This window comes from Pseudomonas soli, from assembly GCF_900110655.1.
Classification (GTDB): Bacteria; Pseudomonadota; Gammaproteobacteria; order Pseudomonadales; family Pseudomonadaceae; genus Aquipseudomonas; species Aquipseudomonas soli.
This window is the reverse complement of sequence record NZ_FOEQ01000006.1, coordinates 317,906-337,318: the sequence shown is the minus strand read 5'-3', so window position 1 is coordinate 337,318 and position 19,413 is coordinate 317,906. Positions and strand designations below refer to the sequence as shown.

Here is a 19,413-nt window from a genome sequence, read left to right as displayed (position 1 = left end):
ACGACCTTGTCGCCATTGGACAGGGTGACGGTCAGGTCGTGGTCGAGTTTCTGGCTGACCTTGACCGTGAAGGCGGGTTGCTGGTCTTCGGTGACATCGCCCTTGCCGACGATGGTGACGGTGACCTTGTCGCCTTGGTTATCGGTACCAGGAGTACCAGTGCCCGGTTCGTCAGTGACGGAGGTCTTCACTTCGTCCTGAACCAGGGTCAGTTTTTCGAAGTTGTCGGCGCCGGTGACGCCTTCCAGCTTGTTGGTGATGGTCGGTTGGCCACCGACGAACACGTCATCCGGTGCGGTAATGGTGAAGGTGCCGCTGGCGCTGCCGGCCGGGATGGTGACCTTGGTGCCATCGGTCAGGGTGAAGGTCAGGCCATTGTGGCCGTTGACCGGCAGACCTTGGGCGTTGGTCAGCGTCACGGTGTAGGTGATTTGGCCACCTTCCGACACAGTGGTCTTGTCGGCGGTGAGGGTCGCTACTACTTCACTGACGGTGTCGGTGATCTGCACGGTGGCATCGCCACCCAACTGCAGGTTCTCGAAGGTCTTGCCCGTCACGCTGGCATCGGTCACGCCGAGGGTCACGGAGCCGGCGTCCTTGAATACGTCGTCGCCTTGGGCCGGCAGGCTGTAGGTGGCCTGGGTCTGGCCGGCGCCGATAACCACAGTGGCGCCATTGGAAAGGGTCACGGTCAGGTCATGGTCGAGCTTCTGGCTGACTGAAACAGTAAAGGTCGGCTGTTCGGCCTCGGTCACGTTGCCATTGCTGGCGATGCTGACGGTCACCGTGTCGATGCTGTCGCTGATCACGGTCTGGGTTGGCGTGGTGTCGGGCACCAGTTTTTCGAAGTTGCCGCCGGTGGCGCCGGTGATGCTGGTGCTGACCGTGCTGCCGTTGACGAACACATCGTTGGCCGGGGTCTGGAAGTCGACGCTGCCAGCGCTTTCGCCGGCTTTGACGGTAATAGTCTGGCCATTGGACAGAGTGACGCTGACCGGAGTCTGGGCCGGGTTGGTCAGAGTCACGGTGTAGGTGATCACGCCGCCTTCGGTGACGCTTGGGGTCGCGGTCAGGGTGGCAGTGGTAGTGTCGATCGAATCGTTGATCTTCGTTTCCGCTGGTGCCGGGTTCGGCTCCAGTTTCTCGAAGTTGCCGCCCGTTGTGCCCGTGATCGTGGTGCTTACAGTGCTGCCATTGTTATAGACGTCATTGGCCGGGGTCTGGAAGTCAACGCTGCCGGACGACTTGCCGGCGTCGATGGTGACGGTCTGTCCGTTGGACAGGGTGATGGTGACTGGAGTCTGGGCCGGGTTGGTCAGAGTCACGGTGTAGGTGATCACGCCACCTTCGGTCACACTTGGGGTCGCGGTCAGGGTGGCGGTGGTAGTGTCGACGGAGTCGTTGATCTTCGTTTCCGCTGGTGCTGGGTTCGCCACCAGATTCTCGAAGTTGCCGCCCGTTGCCCCCGTGATCGTGGTGCTTACAGTGCTGCCATTGTTATAAACGTCATTGGCCGGGGTCTGGAAATCAACGCTGCCTGACGACTTGCCGGCTTCGATGGTGACGGTCTGGCCATTGGACAGGGTGACGGTGACCGGGGTCTGGGCCGGGTTGGTCAGGGTCACGGTGTAGGTGATCACGCCACCTTCGGTCACGCTTGGATTGGCGGTCAGCGTGGCAGTTGTGGTGTCGATGGTGTCGGTGACCTGGGTCACCGCCGGGGTGGTACTCGGCGTGACGATCAGGCCATTGCCGCCGCTTGTACCGGTGATGGTCGCGGAAATCTGGCCGCCATCAATGTAGGGCGTGTCGTTGGCCGGGATATTGACGTTGACGGTGCCGGTAGTCTGGCCGGCCGGGATCACGATGACGGCGCCGTTGGACAGGGTCACGGTCAGGTTGGTCAGCGGAGGCTGGCCGACGGTGGCGGTATAGACGATGACGCCACCCGCCTCGGTGATCGTGGGGGTGGCGCTCAGGGTCAGACCGGTGGTGAGCGGGACGTTGGCCGTGTTGGTGCTGGCAGCGTTGCCGTCCAGTCCGCCCAGCTCCTCGACCGCCAGGCCGTTGCCGAAGCCTATCGGGCCGGTGGGGAAGCCGATGGTCGCGTCGACCACTCCGGCGGTTTCCTGAAGCAGGACGAAGCTATGCCCGCCGCCTACCGAACCGCCGCCCGCCGCGGCCGGGCCGGCTGCGGTGGCTTCAAGTTCGGTGGTTGGGTCGACGCCGGCGGCAATGGCTTGCTGCAGCTCTTCGACCGAGGGCGCCGCCTGGGCGGTGGCCTGGCTCAGGTCAATACTGCTGTCGGGGGCGTCGGCACTCCACTGGGTGTCGCGACCGAGGTCGAGCAAACGGCCGTCGGCCAGCTCCAGAGTGACCGCGCCGCCAGTGCCGGTGTCTACCTGTTCACCGGCAAGCAGGCGATCGCCTTCGATCAGAACGCGCCGGATGCCTTCTGGGGAAACTGCGATGACTTGGCCAACAATGCTTTTGACGATGGCAACAACAGTGCTCATTGGACTCTCCGGACTACCCGTTCAGTTGGCTTCCATGCCCGGCCGGCATTCGAAGGCGGCGACTGATGGAATGTTTCAATAATGTTTTTGACGCATAATTGCGTCAATTTTACGTCTATAATTTCTGGCTATTAAGTTTATGCCAAACTATTGACCTTCTGGCTGCCATCCTAAACAATCGCCAAGGTAATGTCACATTGATATTTGGCCAGCCAACCCCTTTCTTTTGTATTAATCGCACTGCCTATTCGGAAGCTTCCTACATACAGATCAGGGTTCGCCATTTTCCAAGGCAGGCACGGCTTCGGCTGTGATTTGGGACAACAGCTCTCTCGGGAACCAGTAAAAATGCGTGCGTCACTGTTCACCGCTCTTCCTTTCGCTCTCGCCGCCTCTTTCGTTCAAGCACAAACCTTGCCCGAAGCCATGCAGAAGGCCCTCGAGGTACACCCGGAAATCCAGGCCGGCGTGAACGCGCGCACGGCCGCGGACTATCAACTGCGTGCAGCCCAGGGCGGCTATTTGCCGCGGGTCGATGTGACGGCCGGTTATGGCCGCGAGGGCACCGACAGCCCAAGCACCCGCAACCGCTGGGAGACGCTCAACCGTGGCGAATCGGCGATCCGCCTGCGGCAAATGGTCTTTGACGGTTTTGCCACCTCCAGCGAGGTCGGGCGTCAACAAGCCACCGTCAACGCACGTGCCTACTCCCTGCTGGGGACCTCCGAGCGCACCGCGCTGACCGTCGCCCAGGTCTACCTGGACGTGCTATCGCGCCGTGAGATGGTGCGCCTGGCCGAAGAAAACCTGCGCAACCACGATCGTATCCTCGACCAGATCAAGTTGCGCACCAGCCGTGGCGTAGGCCGCATGGCCGACCTCGACCAGGCCGAAGCGCGCCAGGCCCAGGCCCGCAACAACCTGATCACCGAGCAGACCAACCTGGCCGATGCCAACACCAACTACCTGAGCGTCGTCGGGCAAATGCCCGACGAGTTAAGCACGCCCGCGCCATTTGTCGACCTGTTGCCGGCGACCCTCGATGAAGCTCGCCACCAGTTGGTCGAAGAGAGCCCGATCCTGCGTTCGGCCGAGTCGGACATCGCGGCTGCCGAGAAGCAATACGAAGCGGCAAAGTCTACGTTCTATCCACGTTTCGATGCCGAACTCGGACGAACGGCCGACAACAACCTCGACGGCGCGGTCGGCCACAACAACGAATGGCAGGCCATGCTGCGCATGAACTTCAACCTGTACGCCGGCGGCAGCAACAAGGCGGACCTGGAATCGAAGTCGTATCTGGCCAACCAGGCACTGGACATCCGCAACAACGCCTTGCGACAGCTCAATGAGGAGTTAGGCCTGGCATGGAATGCTCTGGAAAACGCCAACGCCCAGGTGCCGATCGCCCAGCAGTACGTCGATCACAGCAACCGGGTGCGCAGCGCCTATCAGCAGCAGTTCGGCCTGGGCGAGCGAACCCTGCTCGACTTGCTCGACAGCGAGAATGAAACCTTCACCGCCCAGCGCCGCCTGGTGGAGGTGAAGAACATACAAATGTTTACTCAGTACCGAATCAAGGCGACCATCGGCCAGCTGCTCAAGAGCCAGGGTGTCGTCGCGCCGATGGCGACGGTTGTGCAGAACGACCTGAGGCCCAAGGTGAACCTGCCGGGCATGAACTGAGGGAAGTCTTGAGTATCCCTGGCTCCTTCCGACGGTGGCTGCAGGCCGTTGGTTGGAGCGGGTTCAGCTGTTGGAATGGTCGACCTTGATGGTCGGATCGGCACCGCTGATCAGTGACTGGATCGTGGTGTTCGACCAGTTGACACCCTCGAGCTTGATGCTGACATCGGCATTTGCCAAGCCGCCGGCAGCGTTCAGTTTGCCGTCGCTGCTCGCCTGTAGCGTGGTCTCGCCGTCGACAGTGGTGATTCTGAGGAAGTTGTCGATGGCAATGTCCTCCTCACTCTGTAGCAGATCGCGCAGGTCGAGTCGGTCGCCTTCCTGGACGTTGAAGTCCCGGATCACATCGTTACCTTCGTCGCCGGCCCTCCACACGAAGGTATCGGCCCCTTTGCCTCCGATCAGCACGTCGTCACCTTTGCCACCCTCTATGTGATCGTCGCCACCCTGGCCGAAGATAATGTCCTGGCCAGCACCGCCCAGCAGTGTGTCGGCTCCATCATTTCTGCCCGAAACGTTAAATTCGGCGCTGTGCTCGGTGATGAAATTGTGCATGGTTTCGGTATTTACAGCATTCACCGGCATGTTCAATTTGTCGGCGACGTAATCTTGAATTGCATGAACACCAGCGCTGGCGATGCCGTCGAAGGTGATCAGGTCGCCGAAAAGAATGTCGTTGCCGCCACCACCATTGACGGTATCGTTACCCGGTCGGACAGACTCGGTGGTTCCGAAGATAGCCTCGGCCAGCTTGCTCGGGTCGATATTGGCCTGCGGCACGCCGTCGGAATCAAAAGGGTTCAGTTCCACAAGCTGGATACTGTCATTTATGCCGATGGCCTCGACATTGGACAGGTCTTTCAGCAGTTCGAAGCTGGCAAGTGCGTTGAGGAGGGAGTTAGGGCCCTGCTTTGGGTTTTCATGTACGACAGTAGACAGTTCGTAACCGCCATGGCCATTTGCGTACAATTTCCCAAGTGGCTCATGCTTCCATGTTTTATCGCTGTAATAGCTCAGCGTCAGGCTGCCATCGCTATCGATATTTATAGTGGAAGTGCCGCTGCCAAGGTGGCCGTTGTATGTCATGCCCTTCTGATAATCTATAGTGCTCAGGAAACTATCCAGAGTAGTGCCTGAGTCACCCAGTATCGGGTTGATGCGCTCTTCTTGATAATGGGTTGGTACGCCATCGGTGAGGAAGAACGTCTGGTTACTGGCACAGCTGCCAGCACTCTGGAGATTATTGAACCAATTGGCAGTTGTCTTGAATGCATCTTCATAGTTTGTGCCAGCGTTATCGCCCTCTCCCGGTTTGAGGGTGTTCAAGGCATCGAGCAATTGCTTTAAGCCTTCTTCGTTCAGGGTAACCGAAACGATGCTGTTGACGTTGGAGGAGAAGTCCACCAGGAGGATGTTCACGCTGCCTGAGTGGGCGCTCTGGGCGCTGGCGGCCAATACCTTGAACACTGTCTCGAGAGACTTTTTCGCTGCACCGACGCCTTCTTCTTTCATACTGGCAGAGGTGTCCACGATGAACGCAAGGTTGTAGTTCTGCCCGGGCAGGACACGCCAGCCCGCAATGTCTGCCACAACGATATTGTGATCAGCGGTGAGGGCGTAGGTGTCATCTCCCTCGTTCAGATTGATGCCGACGTAGGCCTGCGGCTGATCAGTAAAGGATGACGTCGCGTTAGGTGCATGGATCGTGTTGAGCGCCCGAGCGCCTGAGGTATATGCATTGCCAGGGGATTCGTGGAGATCGCTACAACTCGATGGCGTGCCAGTATCGGTTGGGAAGCCGATTCTCGGGGCAACCATCCCTGCGGTTTCTTCTAGCATGACGCTGCTGTGGCCACCGTCATCAGGGGCGTTTGGGGCGACGATTGGGATATCGAATTCGATAGTCGCGTCTGCGCCCACCGTGGTGGTTTGCTGCAGTGCTTCGCTCGACGATGCGGCTGTGCTGAGGTCGCTGCTGCCTGGAGGAGTGCCGGTCCACCGGGTGTCGCCACCCAGTTCGAAGATGCGACCATCGGCCAGTTCAAGGGTCACCGAGCCGCCGATGCCAGTGTCGAGTTGCTCTCCGGCAAGCAAGCGGTCGCCTTCGATCAATATACGCTGGATACCCTCTGGAGAAACTGCGATAACCTGGCCAACAAGGCTTTTTACGATGGCGGCAACAGTGCTCATTTAACTCTCCAAACTTTTATGCAGGGGTCTGCCATAGTGGCGGCCATGTGGTTATGTCACTTGGGCTTGGTGTGCTTGAATATGTGGCGCAAGCTTTAGGCTTTGCCTGCTCGATGGGCATGCTGCGTTGAAATAGGCTCGAGTTGAACTTTTACAGCCTGTAGGTTCGAGCACGGCCCGACCGCTCTTCGCCTTTTTTTGCCTTGCCTGATCGCCGCGCGACAACTATTCGTGATAACCCTAGGCCTGACTATGCCCCTAGGGTTTGCCTGAGTCCTTGGCATGTTTCGGATGATGCTAATCAATAATTTTTGCACTTCATATCGGAAATCGTGTTTCTGAAGAGTATTCCTACATGCCGTACATGATTGGGTAAATATTCCTACTGCTACAAGTGAGCTTTCATCTTAAAAGGTTAGGAGGAATTAGCTCTTATAGTCGTGACAGTATTTTTCCGGGAATCAGTTGAATGCGTGTGTTCTTGTTCGCCGCTCTACCTTTCACTTTCATCACTACGCTTGTTCAAGCCCAGACGTTGCCCGAAGCCATGCAGAAAACCCTTGAGGTGCACCCGGAAATCCAGGCCGGCGTGAACGCACGCGCGGCTGTGGACCATCAATTGCGTGCAGCCCAAGGCGGCTATTTGCCGCGGGTCGAAGTGACCGCCGGCTATGGCCGCGAGGGCAGCGACAGCCCAGGCACCCGCAATCGCTGGGAGACGCTCAACCGTGGCGAATCGGCGATCCGCCTGCGGCAGATGGTCTTCGACGGCTTCGCCACTTCCAGTGAGGTCGGGCGTCAACAGGCTACCGTCAACGCTCGCGCCTACTCCCTGCTGGGCACCTCTGAGCGCACCGCGCTGACAGTTGCCCAGGTCTACCTCGATGTGCTGTCGCGCCGGGAGATGGTGCGCCTGGCCGAAGATAACCTGCGAAACCACGAACGCATCCTTGACCAGATCAAGTTGCGAACCAGCCGTGGCGTCGGCCGTCTTGCCGACCTCGACCAGGCCGAGGCGCGCCTGGCCCAGGCCCGCAACAACCTGACCACCGAGCAGACCAACCTGGCTGATGCCAATATCAATTACCTGAGCGTCGTCGGGCAGATGCCCGACGAATTAAGCATGCCTGCGCCATTTCTGGACCTGCTGCCGGCCACCCTTGAGGAGGCCCGTCATCAGTTGATCAAGAACAGTCCGATTCTGCGTTCGGCCGAGTCGGACATCGCCGCCGCCGAAAAACAATACGAAGCGGCAAAGTCCACGTTCTATCCGCGCTTCGATGCCGAAATTGGACGAACGGTAGCCAACAACCTAGACGGTGCGACCGGCCACAACAACGAGTGGCAGGCGATGCTGCGCATGAACTTCAACCTGTACGCAGGCGGCAGCAACAAGGCGGACCTGGAATCGAAGTCGTACCTGGCCAACCAGGCACTGGACATTCGTAACAACGCCTTGCGCCAACTCAATGAGGAGTTAGGCTTGGCATGGAATGCTCTGGACAACGCCAACACCCAGGTGCCGATCGCCCAGCAGTACGTCGATCACAGCAAGCGGGTGCGCAGCGCCTACCAGCAGCAGTTCGGCCTGGGCGAGCGAACCCTGCTCGACTTGCTCGACAGCGAGAATGAAACCTTCACCGCCCAGCGTCGTCTGGTGGAAGTGAAGAACATACAAATGTTTACTCAGTACCGAATCAAGGCGACCATTGGCCAACTGCTCAAGAGCCAGGGTGTTGTAGCCCCGATGGCCACCGTTGTGCAGAACGACCTGAAACCCAAGGTGAACCTGCCAGGCATGAACTGAAAGGCGCCTTGAACCCACCCCCCGCAAGGATGAAGAGAGCGCCGCGTGGAATCCGAAGTCAGTCGAGTCCAACTCAGCCACGATCCACGCAGTCAGCATGACGACCCGCTGCTGGACAGTCTGCTGACCCTGTGTGTCCTGCATCAGAAACCCGCCAGCCGGGCCATGCTGACCACCGGGCTGCCCTTGCCCTCACAACGCCTGACCGCCGAGTTGCTGCCGCGTGCGGCCGCACGGGCCGGGCTGCAGGGGCGCCTGTTGCAGCGCAAGCTGGAGCAGATACCCAGCATCGCCATGCCGGCGATGCTGCTGCTCAAGGAAGGCCGCTGCGCGGTGCTGCTGGGCTGGGAAAATGAAGACACCGCGCGGCTGCTGCTCAGCGAAAGCGACGGCGGCGAAGTGCATGTCACCCGTGAGGCGTTGCTGGGCGACTATAGCGGCAAGGTGTTCTTCGCCCAGCCCCAGCACAAGTTCGACGTCAACCACGGCAACCTGATCCCTCGCGCGCGCTCCTGGTTCCGCGACACGCTGCTGCGCAGCAAATGGCTGTACATCGATGCCATCGCCGCGAGCCTGGTGATCAACCTGATCGCCCTGGCAGCGCCGCTGTTCGTGATGAACGTCTATGACCGCGTGGTGCCCAACCAGGCCACCTCGACCCTGTGGGTGCTGGCGGTGGGTATCGCCGGGGCCTATGTGTTCGACCTGATCCTCAAAGGACTACGCAGCCTGTGCCTGGACCTGGCCGGCAAGAAGACCGACCTGATCATATCGGCGACGCTGTTCGAGCGTATCGTCGGCATGGCCATGAAGTACCGGCCGGCGCGGGTCGGCAGCTTCGCCCAGAACATCCATGAGTTTCAGGGCCTGCGTGACTTTCTTGCCTCGTTGACACTGACCAGCCTGATCGACCTACCGTTTACTCTGCTAATCCTGGTGGTCATCGCCATCATCGGGGGGCACCTTGTATGGATTCCGATCCTGGCGTTCCCCCTTGCCTTGGGTATTGGCTACGCCTTGCAGAAACCGCTGATGGCGACCATGGAACGCACCATGGCTTTGGCCTCCGAGCGGCAGTCGAGCTTGATCGAGACCCTGGCCGGACTGGACGGGATCAAGGTCAACAACGCCGAGAGTGAGCGTCAGTACATGTGGGAGCAGACCCTAGGCACCTTAAGCCGACTGGAACTGCGGGTGAAGGTGCTGTCGGGCCTGGCCATGAACATTACCGCGCTGGTCCAGCAATTGGCGGGCGTGGCCATGATCTGCGTGGGCGTCTACCTGATCATCGACGGCAATCTCAGCATGGGTGGCCTGGTGGCCTGCTACATGCTCAGCGGTCGGGCCCTTGGCCCACTGGGCTCGCTGAACGGCCTGCTGGCCCGCTATCAGCAAGCCAAGGTGACCATGGTTGCCACCGACCAGATGATGGAGTTGCCCCAGGAGCGCAATTTCGAAGAGCGTCCGCTGAGCCGTCAGGTGCTGCAGGGCGCGATCGAGTTCCGCGGCGTCGAGTTCACCTATCCAAACCAGCAGAACCAGGCGCTCAAGGGCATCAACCTGAATATCCGTCCGGGTGAGAAGGTTGGCATCATCGGTCGCAGTGGTTCGGGCAAGAGCTCCCTGGCCAAGCTGATCGTCGGCCTGTACGAACCAGATAACGGCTCGCTGCTGGTCGATGGCGTGGATATCCGCCAGATCGACGTCAGCGAACTGCGCCATAACATCGGCTACGTGCCCCAGGACATCCAGCTGTTGGCCGGCACCCTGCGCGACAACCTGGTCAGCGGCGCCCGCTACATCGAGGACGAGCTGATTCTCCAGGCCGCGGAACTGGCCGGCGTGCACGAGTTCGCCCGCCTGCACCCCGACGGCTACGAATTGCAGGTCGGCGAGCGCGGCCAAAATCTTTCCGGTGGCCAGCGGCAGAACGTCGCTCTGGGTCGTGCGTTGTTGCTCAACCCGCAGATTCTGCTGCTCGACGAGCCCACGAGCGCCATGGACAACACCGGCGAGGAGCGGCTCAAGCAGCGCCTCGCCGCAGTGGTCGAGAACAAGACCGTGCTGCTGGTTACCCACCGGGCGTCGCTGCTGTCGCTGGTGGATCGATTGATCGTCATCGATCGTGGACAGATCGTCGCGGATGGCCCGAAAGCCGCCGTCATGGATGCGCTGAAGAAGGGGCAGATCAGTGTTGCATAAGCTGGATATGGGGCGTTTCAAGGACAACCTGCGCCGCTACTTCAAGGGCTCCGAGTCGCTGGCCGGGCAGCCGCTGCCCGAGGTCAACAAGGCGCTGATCGAGGACGCGCCGCGAGTGGTGCGTCTGACCATCTGGGGCGTGATCGCGTTCTTCTTGTTTCTCATCGTCTGGGCCAGCGTCGCGCCCATCGACGAGGTGACCCGTGGGGAGGGCAAGGCCATCCCGTCATCCAAGGTGCAGAAAATCCAAAACCTTGAAGGTGGCATCGTTGCCGAGATCTTCGCCAAGGAGGGGGAGATCGTCGAAGTCGGCCAGCCGCTGCTGCGCCTGGACGAGACCCGCTTTGCCTCCAACGTCGACGAGACCGAGGCCTCGCGCTTGGCCATGGCTCTGCGTGTGCAGCGTCTGAACGCCGAGGTCGAGGACAAGCCGCTGCAGATTGACGAGGAACTGCGCAAAGCCGCCCCAAGCCAGGCGGCCAACGAGCAGTCGCTGTACCTGAGTCGGCGTCAGCAGCTGCAGGACGAGATTGGCGGTCTGCAACAGCAACTCGTGCAAAAGCAACAAGAGCTACGCGAGTTCAACTCCAAGCGCGCCCAGTACGCCAACAGCCTGCAGCTGCTGCGCCAGGAGATCGCCATGTCCGAGCCGTTGGTGGCCCAAGGCGCTATCTCTCAGGTCGAGGTGCTGCGGCTGCGCCGGGCCGAGGTTGAGAACCGTGGGCAGATGGACTCCACCGCCCTTGCTATCCCGCGGGCCGAGGCGGCGATCAAGGAGGTCGAGAGCAAGATCGAGGAGACCCGCGGCAAGTTCCGCAGCGAGGCGCTGACCCAGCTCAACGAGGCCCGCACCGAGCTGAACAAGGCCACCGCCACCAGCAAGGCGCTGGATGACCGCGTGCACCGCACCATGGTCACTTCGCCAGTGCGAGGTATCGTCAAGCAGTTGCTGGTCAACACCATCGGTGGAGTGATCCAACCGGGCAGCGACATCATCGAGATCGTGCCGCTGGACGATACCTTGGTGATCGAGGCGAAGATCCTGCCCAAGGATATCGCCTTCCTGCATCCAGGCCAGGAAGCCACGGTCAAGTTCACAGCCTATGACTACACCATCTATGGCGGGATGAAGGCCAAGCTGGAGCAGATCGGCGCTGATACCATCACCGACGAAGACAAGAAGACCACCTACTACTTGATCAAGCTGCGCACCGAGAAGAGCCACCTGGGCAGCGACGAGAAGCCGCTGCTGATCATCCCGGGAATGGTGGCGACGGTAGACATCATGACCGGCAAGAAGACCATCATGAGCTACCTGCTCAAGCCGATCATCAAGGCGCGCAGCGAAGCGCTGCGTGAGCGCTGATCGCCTCAAGGGGCATCAGCAGTGCTTGTGTGCGGGCTGCGCCCGCGATGGCGTAAGTGCAAGCAGAGATGTTGCTTGGTCCGATGCCATGGTGGGGCAGTCAGTCATTCCAGATATTGCGCCGCCGCGTTGACCAATGTCCGTGCAATCTCTTCACGTAGCGTCTGCGGCGCTTCCACCACCAGTCCATCGCCCTGGCTCAGCAACCACCAGCGCAAGGGCCAACCGTCCGCCACCGTCGCTCGCAGTCGGTGCCCCTGATCCAGGGCGGTCAACCGCATATCCGCGCTCAGCGGTGTCTCGCGCAGGCGGCGGGCCAGCAAATCGCTGATCCACGCCTGCAGTTCGATGCCCTGACCTTGTCCAGGCTGCAAAGTATCGCCGCGCAGATACCCCTGCAGGTCGAAATTTCCGCGTAACTCCCCGCCGGCGTTGGCCGACCAGTGCCAGCCGAACGGGATGCTCTTGTCATTGCGCTCCAGTGGAAAGATCAGCGACAGCTCGTTGAGGTCGCGCTCGACCGTGCGTTTGCTGACATTGAAGCCCACGTCACGCAGGCGCCACACCAGTTCGGCACTGGTGATCCCGGGGGAGCGGCTGGGCAACTGGCGCAGCAATGCCCATTGGCGGCTGAGGGTGGCACGGGTGGTGGCGAACGGCAAAAGGAAACGTCCTTGTCTAGGCTTGCGGGCATAGGATGGCGGCACGTGCAGGGCATGGCAATTGGCCACAGCCTGCTCAGATCAAGGAAGATGCAATTGGTTGCCTGGGATCAATTCGTTCGCGACAGGTTTTGTCGTGGCATCGCGCAGAATCACGCCTCATCACAGTGGAGGTTGGAGCTGTGGGTCGTTCAATGAGGATGAACATGTCTGCCGCCAGCAATATCCACTCGCTGCTTGCCCGGCTTCTACCGGAGCGGATCGTCCCGGCGCCGGCTCGCCCGGGGCAGCGCCACCGGCTGTTCGCCGGGGTCGGCATGCCCGCCCAACAGGCCCTGAGCGGCGAGCGCTTTGGCCTGATCGACCGCCTGGACGAGGCAGTCGACCTGCAGGCGGTCTACCACGACCTCTGCCGCCAGGCCCTGCTGGGCAATGTCGCGGCGCTCAACGACCTGGGCTGGGTCTGGCTCAATGGCAAGTACTGGCGCGGCGACACGGTGCTGGCGGGGCACCTGTTGCGCATGGCGGCGTTGCAGGGCAACGCTGCCGCCTGGTTCAACCTCGGCCAGCAGCAATACTTCGGCAAGGGCGTCGATGTTTCCTACGTTAACGCGGCCGAATACTACCGCCATGCTTTCGAGCGGGGCATGGTGCATGCCGCTGCGGCGCTGGGCGATCTGTACGAGGAAGAGGTGTGCGACGGCGAACAGGAGTGGCAGGTCGACCCTCTCGAGGCTTACCAATGGTTTCTGCGTGGCGCCGAGCGTGGCGAGAAGCGCTGCCGCTTCGAAGTGGGGTACCGACTGCTGCACGGCCTGTACGTCGAGGCCGATATCAAGGCCGGTCTGTACTGGCTGGAGTTGGCGGCGGCAACCGGGGTGATGCAGGCCGCCGAGGAGCTGGCTGTGCATTTCAGCAGCCGCGACGCGGCGCGCTACCTGGGCTGGCGCGACCAGGCAATCCAACTGGGCAGCACGCTGGCACTGACCATGAAGCTGGAAGACCAGATCCAGCCTTAGCGCAGCGCGCCTGCCGGGATCATGAACAACCTTTCATGTTTTCCCTCCGTCACCTGCGGTTGACGACAGGGGGAGGGCAGGGCGTATATTGATAGTTAGCAAACTATGAATATCCTCGGTTCTCACATGTCCCTCGACGCACTGCACCTGAAAATCAGCAGCGGCATGGTTGTGGCTGCCCGGCACTGGCGCCGCCTGTGCCAGGGCGCCCTGACCGGCTACGGTATTTCCGAAGCCTGCGCCGTCCCCTTGCTGATGATCGTGCGCCTGGGCGATGGCGTGCATCAGGTGGCGGTGGCCCAGGCGGCCGGGTTGGAAAGCCCGTCGCTGGTGCGCCTGCTCGACCAGCTGTGCAAGGCTGGCCTGGTATGCCGCAGCGAGGATCCGCTGGACCGTCGTGCCAAGGCGCTGAGCCTGACCGTCGAGGGCCGCGCCCTGGCCGAGTCCATCGAAGGCGAGCTGGTGCGCCTGCGTCGTGAGGTGCTTGGAGGCATAGACCAGGCCGACCTGGAGGCCACCTTGCGGGTCATCCATGCCTTCGAACAGGCAGGCCTGCAGCCATGAGTGGCTTCTTCAGCTCGGTCCCGCCTGCCCGCGACTGGTTCTACGGCGTGCGCACCTTCGCCGCCTCGATGATTGCCCTGTATATCGCCCTGCTGATGCAGCTGCCGCGCCCGTACTGGGCCATGGCCACGGTCTATATCGTCTCCAGCCCATTCCTCGGCCCGACCACATCCAAGGCGCTGTACCGCGCCCTGGGCACCTTGCTGGGCGCTGGCGGGGCGATCCTGCTGGTGCCACCGCTGGTGCAATCGCCGCTGCTGCTGAGCATCGCCATCGCCCTGTGGACCGGCACGTTGCTGTTCCTCTCGCTGAACCTGCGCACGGCCAACAACTACGTGCTGATGCTGGCCGGCTACACCCTGCCGATGATCGCCCTGGCGGTGGTCGATAACCCGCTGGCAGTGTTTGACGTGGCCTCGTCCAGGGCCCAGGAAATCTGCCTGGGAATCGTCTGCGCGGCGGTGGTTGGCGCGGTGTTCTGGCCGCGCCGGCTGGCACCTGTGGTGGTCGGCGCCACCGGCAGCTGGTTCGGCGAAGCGATTCGCTACTGCGACACCTACCTGGCCCGCGAAGCCGGCGCCGACAAGGTCGGCGGCATGCGTGGCGCGATGGTCGCCACCTTCAACTCGCTGGAGCTGATGATCGGCCAGCTCGGCCATGAAGGCGCCGGCCCGCATACCTTGAAGAACGCCCGCGAATTGCGCGGGCGGATGATCCATCTGCTGCCGGTGATCGACGCGCTCGACGATGCCCTGATCGCCCTTGAAGGTCGTGCCCCGGCGCAGTTCGCCTTGCTGCAACCGGTGCTGGACAGCGCCCGTAAATGGCTCGAAGGCACCGCCGACAGCGCCTCGGTGGCACGCTGGACCGCCCTGCACGAGCAGATCGACCGCCTGCAGCCGGGCGCCGCCGCCCTCGACCAGCGCGCCGAGCTGCTGCTGTCCAACGCCCTCTATCGCCTGACCGAATGGGCCGACCTCTGGCAGGACTGCTGCAGCCTGCAGCACGCCCTGCGCAAGGACGACGCCACGCCCTGGCGCGCGGTCTATCGTCACTGGCGCCTGGGCCGGCTGACGCCGTTCTTCGATCGCGGCCTGATGCTCTACTCGGTGTTTTCCACCGTCACCGCCATCGTCGTCGCCTGCGGCCTGTGGATCGGCCTTGGCTGGAACGACGGCGCCAGCGCGGTGATCCTCGCCGCCGTGTCGTGCAGTTTCTTCGCCGCCATGGACGACCCGGCGCCGCAGATCTACCGGTTCTTCTTCTGGACGCTGATGTCGGTGATCTTCTCCAGCCTGTACCTGTTCCTGGTGCTGCCCAACCTGCATGATTTCGCCATGCTGGTGCTGGCGTTTGCCGTGCCGTTCATCTGCGTCGGCACCCTGACCGTGCAGCCGCGCTTCTACCTCGGCACCTTGCTGACCATCGTCAACACCTCGACCTTCATCAGCATCCAGGGTGCCTACGACGCTGACTTTTTCACCTTCCTCAATTCCAACCTGGCCGGTCCCGTGGGGCTGCTGTTCGCCTTCATCTGGACCCTGGTGGTACGCCCGTTCGGCGTGGAACTGGCGGCCAAGCGCATGACCCGCTTCGCCTGGCGCGACATTGTCGAGATGACCGCGCCGGCCACCCTGGCCGAGCACCGCCAGGTCGGCGTGCAGATGCTCGACCGCCTGATGCAGCACCTGCCTCGCCTGTCGCAGACCGGCCAGGACAGTGGCGTGGCCTTGCGCGACCTGCGCGTGGGCCTGAATCTGCTCGACCTGCTGGCGTACATGCCGCGCGCCGGCGCCCAGGCTCGCGAGCGCCTGCAGACGGTGATCGAGGAAGTCGGCGCGCACTATGCCGCCTGCCTGCGCGCCGGCGAGCGCCTGCATGCCCCGGCGGCACTGCTGCGCAACATGGAGCGCGCGCGCCTGGCGCTGAACCTCGATGAGCTTTACGAGCGCGGCGATGCCCGCACCCACCTGCTGCACGCCCTGGCCGGTTTGCGCCTGGCGCTGCTGCCAGGTGTCGAGGTGATGCTCGAGCCCGCCGAACAAACGCAACTGCCCCCGGGCCTCGACGGAGCACCCCTGTGATCGGTGAACTGGATATCAGCGGGGTGTTCCTGCCCACGCTGCTGGTGATGATGTTTGGCACCTACCTGTTGTACCTGGGGGTGCACGCAGTGCTGGTGCGCCTGCATTTCTACCGCCTGGTCTGGCACCGGGCGCTGTTCAACGTTGCCCTGTATGCCGTGCTGCTTGGCGCGGTGGACCACTTTTGCCGAAGCCTGATGCTGCCATGAAAAAACCTTTGCTGACCTTGGGCCGCGTGGTCCTGACCTTGCTGGTAGTGACCTTCGCCGCCGTGCTCGTGTGGCAGATGGTGGTGTACTACATGTTCGCCCCCTGGACCCGCGACGGCCATATCCGCGCTGACGTGATCCAGATCGCCCCGGATGTCTCCGGGCTGATCCAGCAGGTCGAGGTGCGCGACAACCAGACCATCAAGCGCGGTGACGTGCTGTTCACCATCGACCAGGACCGTTTCACCCTGGCCCTGCGCCAGGCCAAGGCAACCCTGGCCGAACGCCAGGAAACCCTGGCCCAGGCCTCCCGCGAGGCCCAGCGCAACCGTAAGCTGGGCAACCTGGTGGCGGCCGAGCAGTTGGAAGAGAGCCAGTCGCGCGAGGCCCGCGCCCGTTCGGCGGTGAGCGAGGCCCAGGTGCAGGTGGATGTCGCCCAGCTCAACCTCGACCGCTCGGTGGTGCGCAGCCCGGTGGATGGCTACCTCAACGACCGCGCCCCGCGCGCTCATGAGTTCGTCAGCGCCGGGCGCCCGGTGTTGTCGGTGGTCGACAGCGCCTCGTATCACGTCGATGGCTATTTCGAGGAAACCAAGCTGGGCGGGATCCATATCGGCGACGCCGTGGATATCCGTGTGATGGGCGACCCCACCCGCCTGCGCGGCCGAGTGCAGAGCCTGTCCGCCGGTATCGAGGACCGCGACCGCAGCAGCGGCGCCAACCTGCTGCCCAACGTCAACCCGGCGTTCAGTTGGGTGCGCCTGGCCCAGCGGATCCCGGTACGCATCACCTTCGACGAAGTGCCGGCGGACTTTCGCATGATCGCCGGGCGCACCGCCACGGTGTCGATCGTAGAGGGCCAACGCCCATGAAACAGCTGATCCTGGCGGGGCTGTGCCTGTCCCTTGGCGCCTGCATGATGGTCGGCCCGGACTACGAGCTGCCCAAGGAGGCCGCCGTGCAGCGCGGCGACCTCAACGGCCCGCTGCGCCAGGACGCCGATAGCGTGGTCTCGGCGCCAGTGCCCGAGGACTGGTGGCAGCTGTACCAGGATCAACGGCTCAACCAGCTGGTGCGCGAGGCGCTCGGCGCCAACACCGAGCTGCGCGTGGCTGCCGCCAACATCGCCAAGGCCCGCGCCCAGGTGGAGGTGGCCGAGTCGCAGGGTGGCTTCAATGGTGGCGTCAAGCTGGGTGCCCAGCGCCTACAGGAGTCCGGCGAAGCGTTCCTGCTGCCGGAGAAAGTGCCGGTTGCCAACATTGGCGAGGCGATCATCAGCGCCAGCTACCAGTTCGACCTTTGGGGCACCTTCAAGCGCGGCACCGAGGCCGCCAAGGCCAATGCCGATGCCGTGCAAGCCGCCGCCGACACCGCGCGCATCACCCTGGTGGCCGATGTGGTCAAGGCGTACACCCAGGTGTGCTCGGCCAACGAGGAGTACCACATCGCCCGCGAGTCGCTGGACCTGCAGCAGCAGAGCGTGCAACTGACCCAGCGTCTGCGCGACGCCGGGCGTGGCGACGAGAGCCAGGTCACCCGGTCGCAGACCCAGTTCAAGTCCTTGCGCGCCGAGCTGCCGCGCTTCAAGGCCGAGCGCGAGGCGGGCCTCTACACGCTGGCCGCGTTGCTGGCCAGGCCTGTCGAGCAATTGCCTGCCGGCACCGCCGATTGCGCCGAGCTGCCACAGCTGTCACAACTGGTTCCGGTCGGCGATGGCGCCGCTCTGCTCAAGCGCCGCCCGGATGTGCGTCAGGCCGAACGCCAGCTGGCGGCAGCCACTGCCACCATCGGTGTGGCCACCGGCGCGCTGTACCCGGATATCAGCATCGGCGCCCAGGTGGGCACCATCGGCATCCTCGACAACCTCGGTGAGCCGGCCACCAACCGCTGGGGCTTCGGCCCGCAGGTCAGTTGGGCCATCCCCACCAACGGCACCCGCGCGCGCATCCGCATGGCCGAGGCCTCGACCCAAGCGGCGCTGGCACATTTCGATGGGGTGGTACTGAATGCCATTCGCGAAACCCAGACCCGCCTGGCGCAATACAGCGCGCTGCTGGATCGGCGCGACGCGCTGGCCGAGGCGGAGCGCTCCGCCAAGGAGTCGGCGGACCAGACCCACATGCGCTATCAGGTGGGGCGTGAGTCGTTCCTGGCGGATCTGCAAGCGACGCGGACCTACACCGATGCACGGGCGCAGCTGGCGGCGGCCAACAGTCAGGTGGCGATGGGGCAGATAGGCGTGTTCCTGGCCTTGGGTGGCGGCTGGAAAAGCAGTGCCAGACCTTGAGGAAGAGTGTGGGAGCGACGCATCGCCGCTCCCACGAACCCCTATGAAGCCCCCATTTCCCTTAGGGGAGAGGCTTAGTTCAGCACCCGCGCCGGCTCATCCGGCGGCAGGTTGTCCCGCCCACGCGGCTGCTTCGCCTGCCCGGGCACCGAGCCGCCCAACTGCTCGGCCAACTGCTGCGCCACATCCTCGCCCAGTGCCTTCGATACATCGCGCACCACCCGCGGACGGTTCAACGTCACGCGGCGGTCTTGGCTTTTCACCAGCTTGGTGTCCTGCCCTTCACCCATGGCGGTGAACGCCGAGGTGATCTCGTAGGTGCGGGTGTTGATCAGGCTGAAGTCGGCGACCACGGTCAGGCCCAGCACCGCCGAGTAGCTGTCGGTGTGGTCCAGCGAGTTGATGTCCTGCTGGAAGTCGATGTCCGACAGGGTGCCGAACAGCACGTAGTCGGCACCCTTGAACGCGCCGTTCTTGATGCGGCGGATCACGTCGTACACGTCCTCCTTCGAGTCGGCGGTGTAGGGGCGGCCCTGGACCAGCTGGAACATGCCGGTCTTGAGGATCTCACCCTTGATGTCGCCACCGAACTTGCGCAGCTCGGTCTGCTCGATGTAGCTGTTGAGGCTCTCGTACTCGCTGTAGCTCGACTGGCCGCTGGCGTGGTACATGCCGGCCTGGCCGCTGCTCTGGGCGTTGATGGTGTGGATGTATTCCTCCACCTGCGCCTGGTAGGCCAGGTCGGTCACCGCCACCTTGGGGGCCGCCTGCGCGCCGAAGGCGCAGGCCAGGCCGATTATTGCCATCCATGCACGCATCGA

General features: G+C 62.7%; 14 protein-coding genes. 10 read left to right on the top strand and 4 right to left on the bottom strand.

Translation table 11 applies throughout. From position 1 onward, the window contains the following. A partial coding sequence (locus BMY03_RS15975; RefSeq protein ID WP_143067556.1) for a retention module-containing protein occupies positions 1–2,516 on the bottom strand: 2,516 nt, incomplete at its 3' end. Positions 2,517–2,864: 348 nt separating this feature from the next. On the opposite strand from BMY03_RS15975, the gene BMY03_RS15970 reads away from it, so the two are divergent. Beyond that, on the top strand, positions 2,865–4,202 hold the full coding sequence (locus BMY03_RS15970; RefSeq protein ID WP_094011628.1) for a TolC family outer membrane protein: 1,338 nt from the start codon (positions 2,865–2,867) through the stop codon (positions 4,200–4,202). A 63-nt stretch (positions 4,203–4,265) separates the two neighbouring features. Here BMY03_RS15970 and BMY03_RS15965 read toward each other — a convergent pair whose 3' ends face one another. Then, entirely contained in the window at positions 4,266–6,392 is a 2,127-nt protein-coding gene (locus BMY03_RS15965; RefSeq protein ID WP_094011627.1) for a retention module-containing protein, read from the bottom strand. Between the two features lie 469 nt (positions 6,393–6,861). Here BMY03_RS15965 and BMY03_RS15960 point away from each other — a divergent pair, with 469 nt between their 5' ends. Genes BMY03_RS15960 through BMY03_RS15950 form a run of 3 tightly spaced genes read left to right on the top strand, consistent with a single transcriptional unit; the run spans position 6,862 to position 11,767 of the window. Next, positions 6,862–8,199, top strand: a complete 1,338-nt coding sequence (locus BMY03_RS15960) for a TolC family outer membrane protein (RefSeq protein WP_094011626.1) — start codon at positions 6,862–6,864, stop codon at positions 8,197–8,199. 45 nt (positions 8,200–8,244) lie between these two features. Next, complete coding sequence (locus BMY03_RS15955) at positions 8,245–10,401, top strand: type I secretion system permease/ATPase (protein ID WP_038707141.1); 2,157 nt, start codon at positions 8,245–8,247, stop codon at positions 10,399–10,401. A gap of 7 nt (positions 10,402–10,408) precedes the next feature. Next, complete coding sequence (locus BMY03_RS15950; RefSeq protein ID WP_031315213.1) at positions 10,409–11,767, top strand: HlyD family type I secretion periplasmic adaptor subunit; 1,359 nt, start codon at positions 10,409–10,411, stop codon at positions 11,765–11,767. 104 nt (positions 11,768–11,871) lie between these two features. On the opposite strand, the gene BMY03_RS15945 is transcribed toward BMY03_RS15950, so the two are convergent. Beyond that, positions 11,872–12,429: a WYL domain-containing protein gene (locus tag BMY03_RS15945; protein WP_094011625.1), complete on the bottom strand. Its 558-nt coding sequence runs from the start codon at positions 12,427–12,429 to the stop codon at positions 11,872–11,874. Between the two features lie 206 nt (positions 12,430–12,635). On the opposite strand from BMY03_RS15945, the gene BMY03_RS15940 reads away from it, so the two are divergent. From BMY03_RS15940 to BMY03_RS15915, 6 genes are all read left to right on the top strand, one after another. Next, the gene (locus BMY03_RS15940; protein ID WP_094011624.1) at positions 12,636–13,448 is read left to right on the top strand and encodes a tetratricopeptide repeat protein; all 813 of its coding nucleotides are present in this window, start codon (positions 12,636–12,638) and stop codon (positions 13,446–13,448) included. A gap of 126 nt (positions 13,449–13,574) precedes the next feature. Then, on the top strand, positions 13,575–14,012 hold the full coding sequence (locus tag BMY03_RS15935; protein WP_023630816.1) for a MarR family winged helix-turn-helix transcriptional regulator: 438 nt from the start codon (positions 13,575–13,577) through the stop codon (positions 14,010–14,012). Next, positions 14,009–16,096 carry an FUSC family protein gene (locus BMY03_RS15930; RefSeq protein WP_038707142.1) on the top strand — a complete coding sequence of 696 codons (2,088 nt, stop codon included), beginning with the start codon at positions 14,009–14,011 and terminating at the stop codon, positions 16,094–16,096. The genes BMY03_RS15935 and BMY03_RS15930 overlap by 4 nt, the downstream gene beginning before the upstream one ends. After that, positions 16,093–16,305, top strand: a complete 213-nt coding sequence (locus BMY03_RS15925) for a DUF1656 domain-containing protein (protein ID WP_011531590.1) — start codon at positions 16,093–16,095, stop codon at positions 16,303–16,305. Before BMY03_RS15930 ends, BMY03_RS15925 begins: the two co-directional genes overlap by 4 nt. Then, positions 16,302–17,177 carry an efflux RND transporter periplasmic adaptor subunit gene (locus BMY03_RS15920; RefSeq protein ID WP_094011623.1) on the top strand — a complete coding sequence of 292 codons (876 nt, stop codon included), beginning with the start codon at positions 16,302–16,304 and terminating at the stop codon, positions 17,175–17,177. Before BMY03_RS15925 ends, BMY03_RS15920 begins: the two co-directional genes overlap by 4 nt. Beyond that, positions 17,174–18,592 (top strand): efflux transporter outer membrane subunit, encoded by a 1,419-nt coding sequence (locus BMY03_RS15915; RefSeq protein WP_094011622.1) that lies wholly within the window; start codon positions 17,174–17,176, stop codon positions 18,590–18,592. The genes BMY03_RS15920 and BMY03_RS15915 overlap by 4 nt, the downstream gene beginning before the upstream one ends. Before the next feature lie 74 nt (positions 18,593–18,666). Here BMY03_RS15915 and BMY03_RS15910 read toward each other — a convergent pair whose 3' ends face one another. Next, on the bottom strand, positions 18,667–19,410 hold the full coding sequence (locus BMY03_RS15910) for a hypothetical protein (protein WP_046857545.1): 744 nt from the start codon (positions 19,408–19,410) through the stop codon (positions 18,667–18,669). Positions 19,411–19,413: the final 3 nt, after the last annotated feature.

Bases quoted from the DNA above. Each gene is read 5' to 3' on its own strand.
- BMY03_RS15970 (WP_094011628.1), top strand. From the start codon at position 2,865: ATGCGTGCGTCACTGTTCACCGCTCTTCCTTTCGCTCTCGCCGCCTCT.
- BMY03_RS15965 (WP_094011627.1), bottom strand. From the start codon at position 6,392: ATGAGCACTGTTGCCGCCATCGTAAAAAGCCTTGTTGGCCAGGTTATC.
- BMY03_RS15960 (WP_094011626.1), top strand. From the start codon at position 6,862: ATGCGTGTGTTCTTGTTCGCCGCTCTACCTTTCACTTTCATCACTACG.
- BMY03_RS15950 (WP_031315213.1), top strand. From the start codon at position 10,409: ATGGGGCGTTTCAAGGACAACCTGCGCCGCTACTTCAAGGGCTCCGAG.
- BMY03_RS15940 (WP_094011624.1), top strand. From the start codon at position 12,636: ATGTCTGCCGCCAGCAATATCCACTCGCTGCTTGCCCGGCTTCTACCG.
- BMY03_RS15935 (WP_023630816.1), top strand. From the start codon at position 13,575: ATGTCCCTCGACGCACTGCACCTGAAAATCAGCAGCGGCATGGTTGTG.
- BMY03_RS15930 (WP_038707142.1), top strand. From the start codon at position 14,009: ATGAGTGGCTTCTTCAGCTCGGTCCCGCCTGCCCGCGACTGGTTCTAC.
- BMY03_RS15920 (WP_094011623.1), top strand. From the start codon at position 16,302: ATGAAAAAACCTTTGCTGACCTTGGGCCGCGTGGTCCTGACCTTGCTG.
- BMY03_RS15915 (WP_094011622.1), top strand. From the start codon at position 17,174: ATGAAACAGCTGATCCTGGCGGGGCTGTGCCTGTCCCTTGGCGCCTGC.
- BMY03_RS15910 (WP_046857545.1), bottom strand. From the start codon at position 19,410: ATGCGTGCATGGATGGCAATAATCGGCCTGGCCTGCGCCTTCGGCGCG.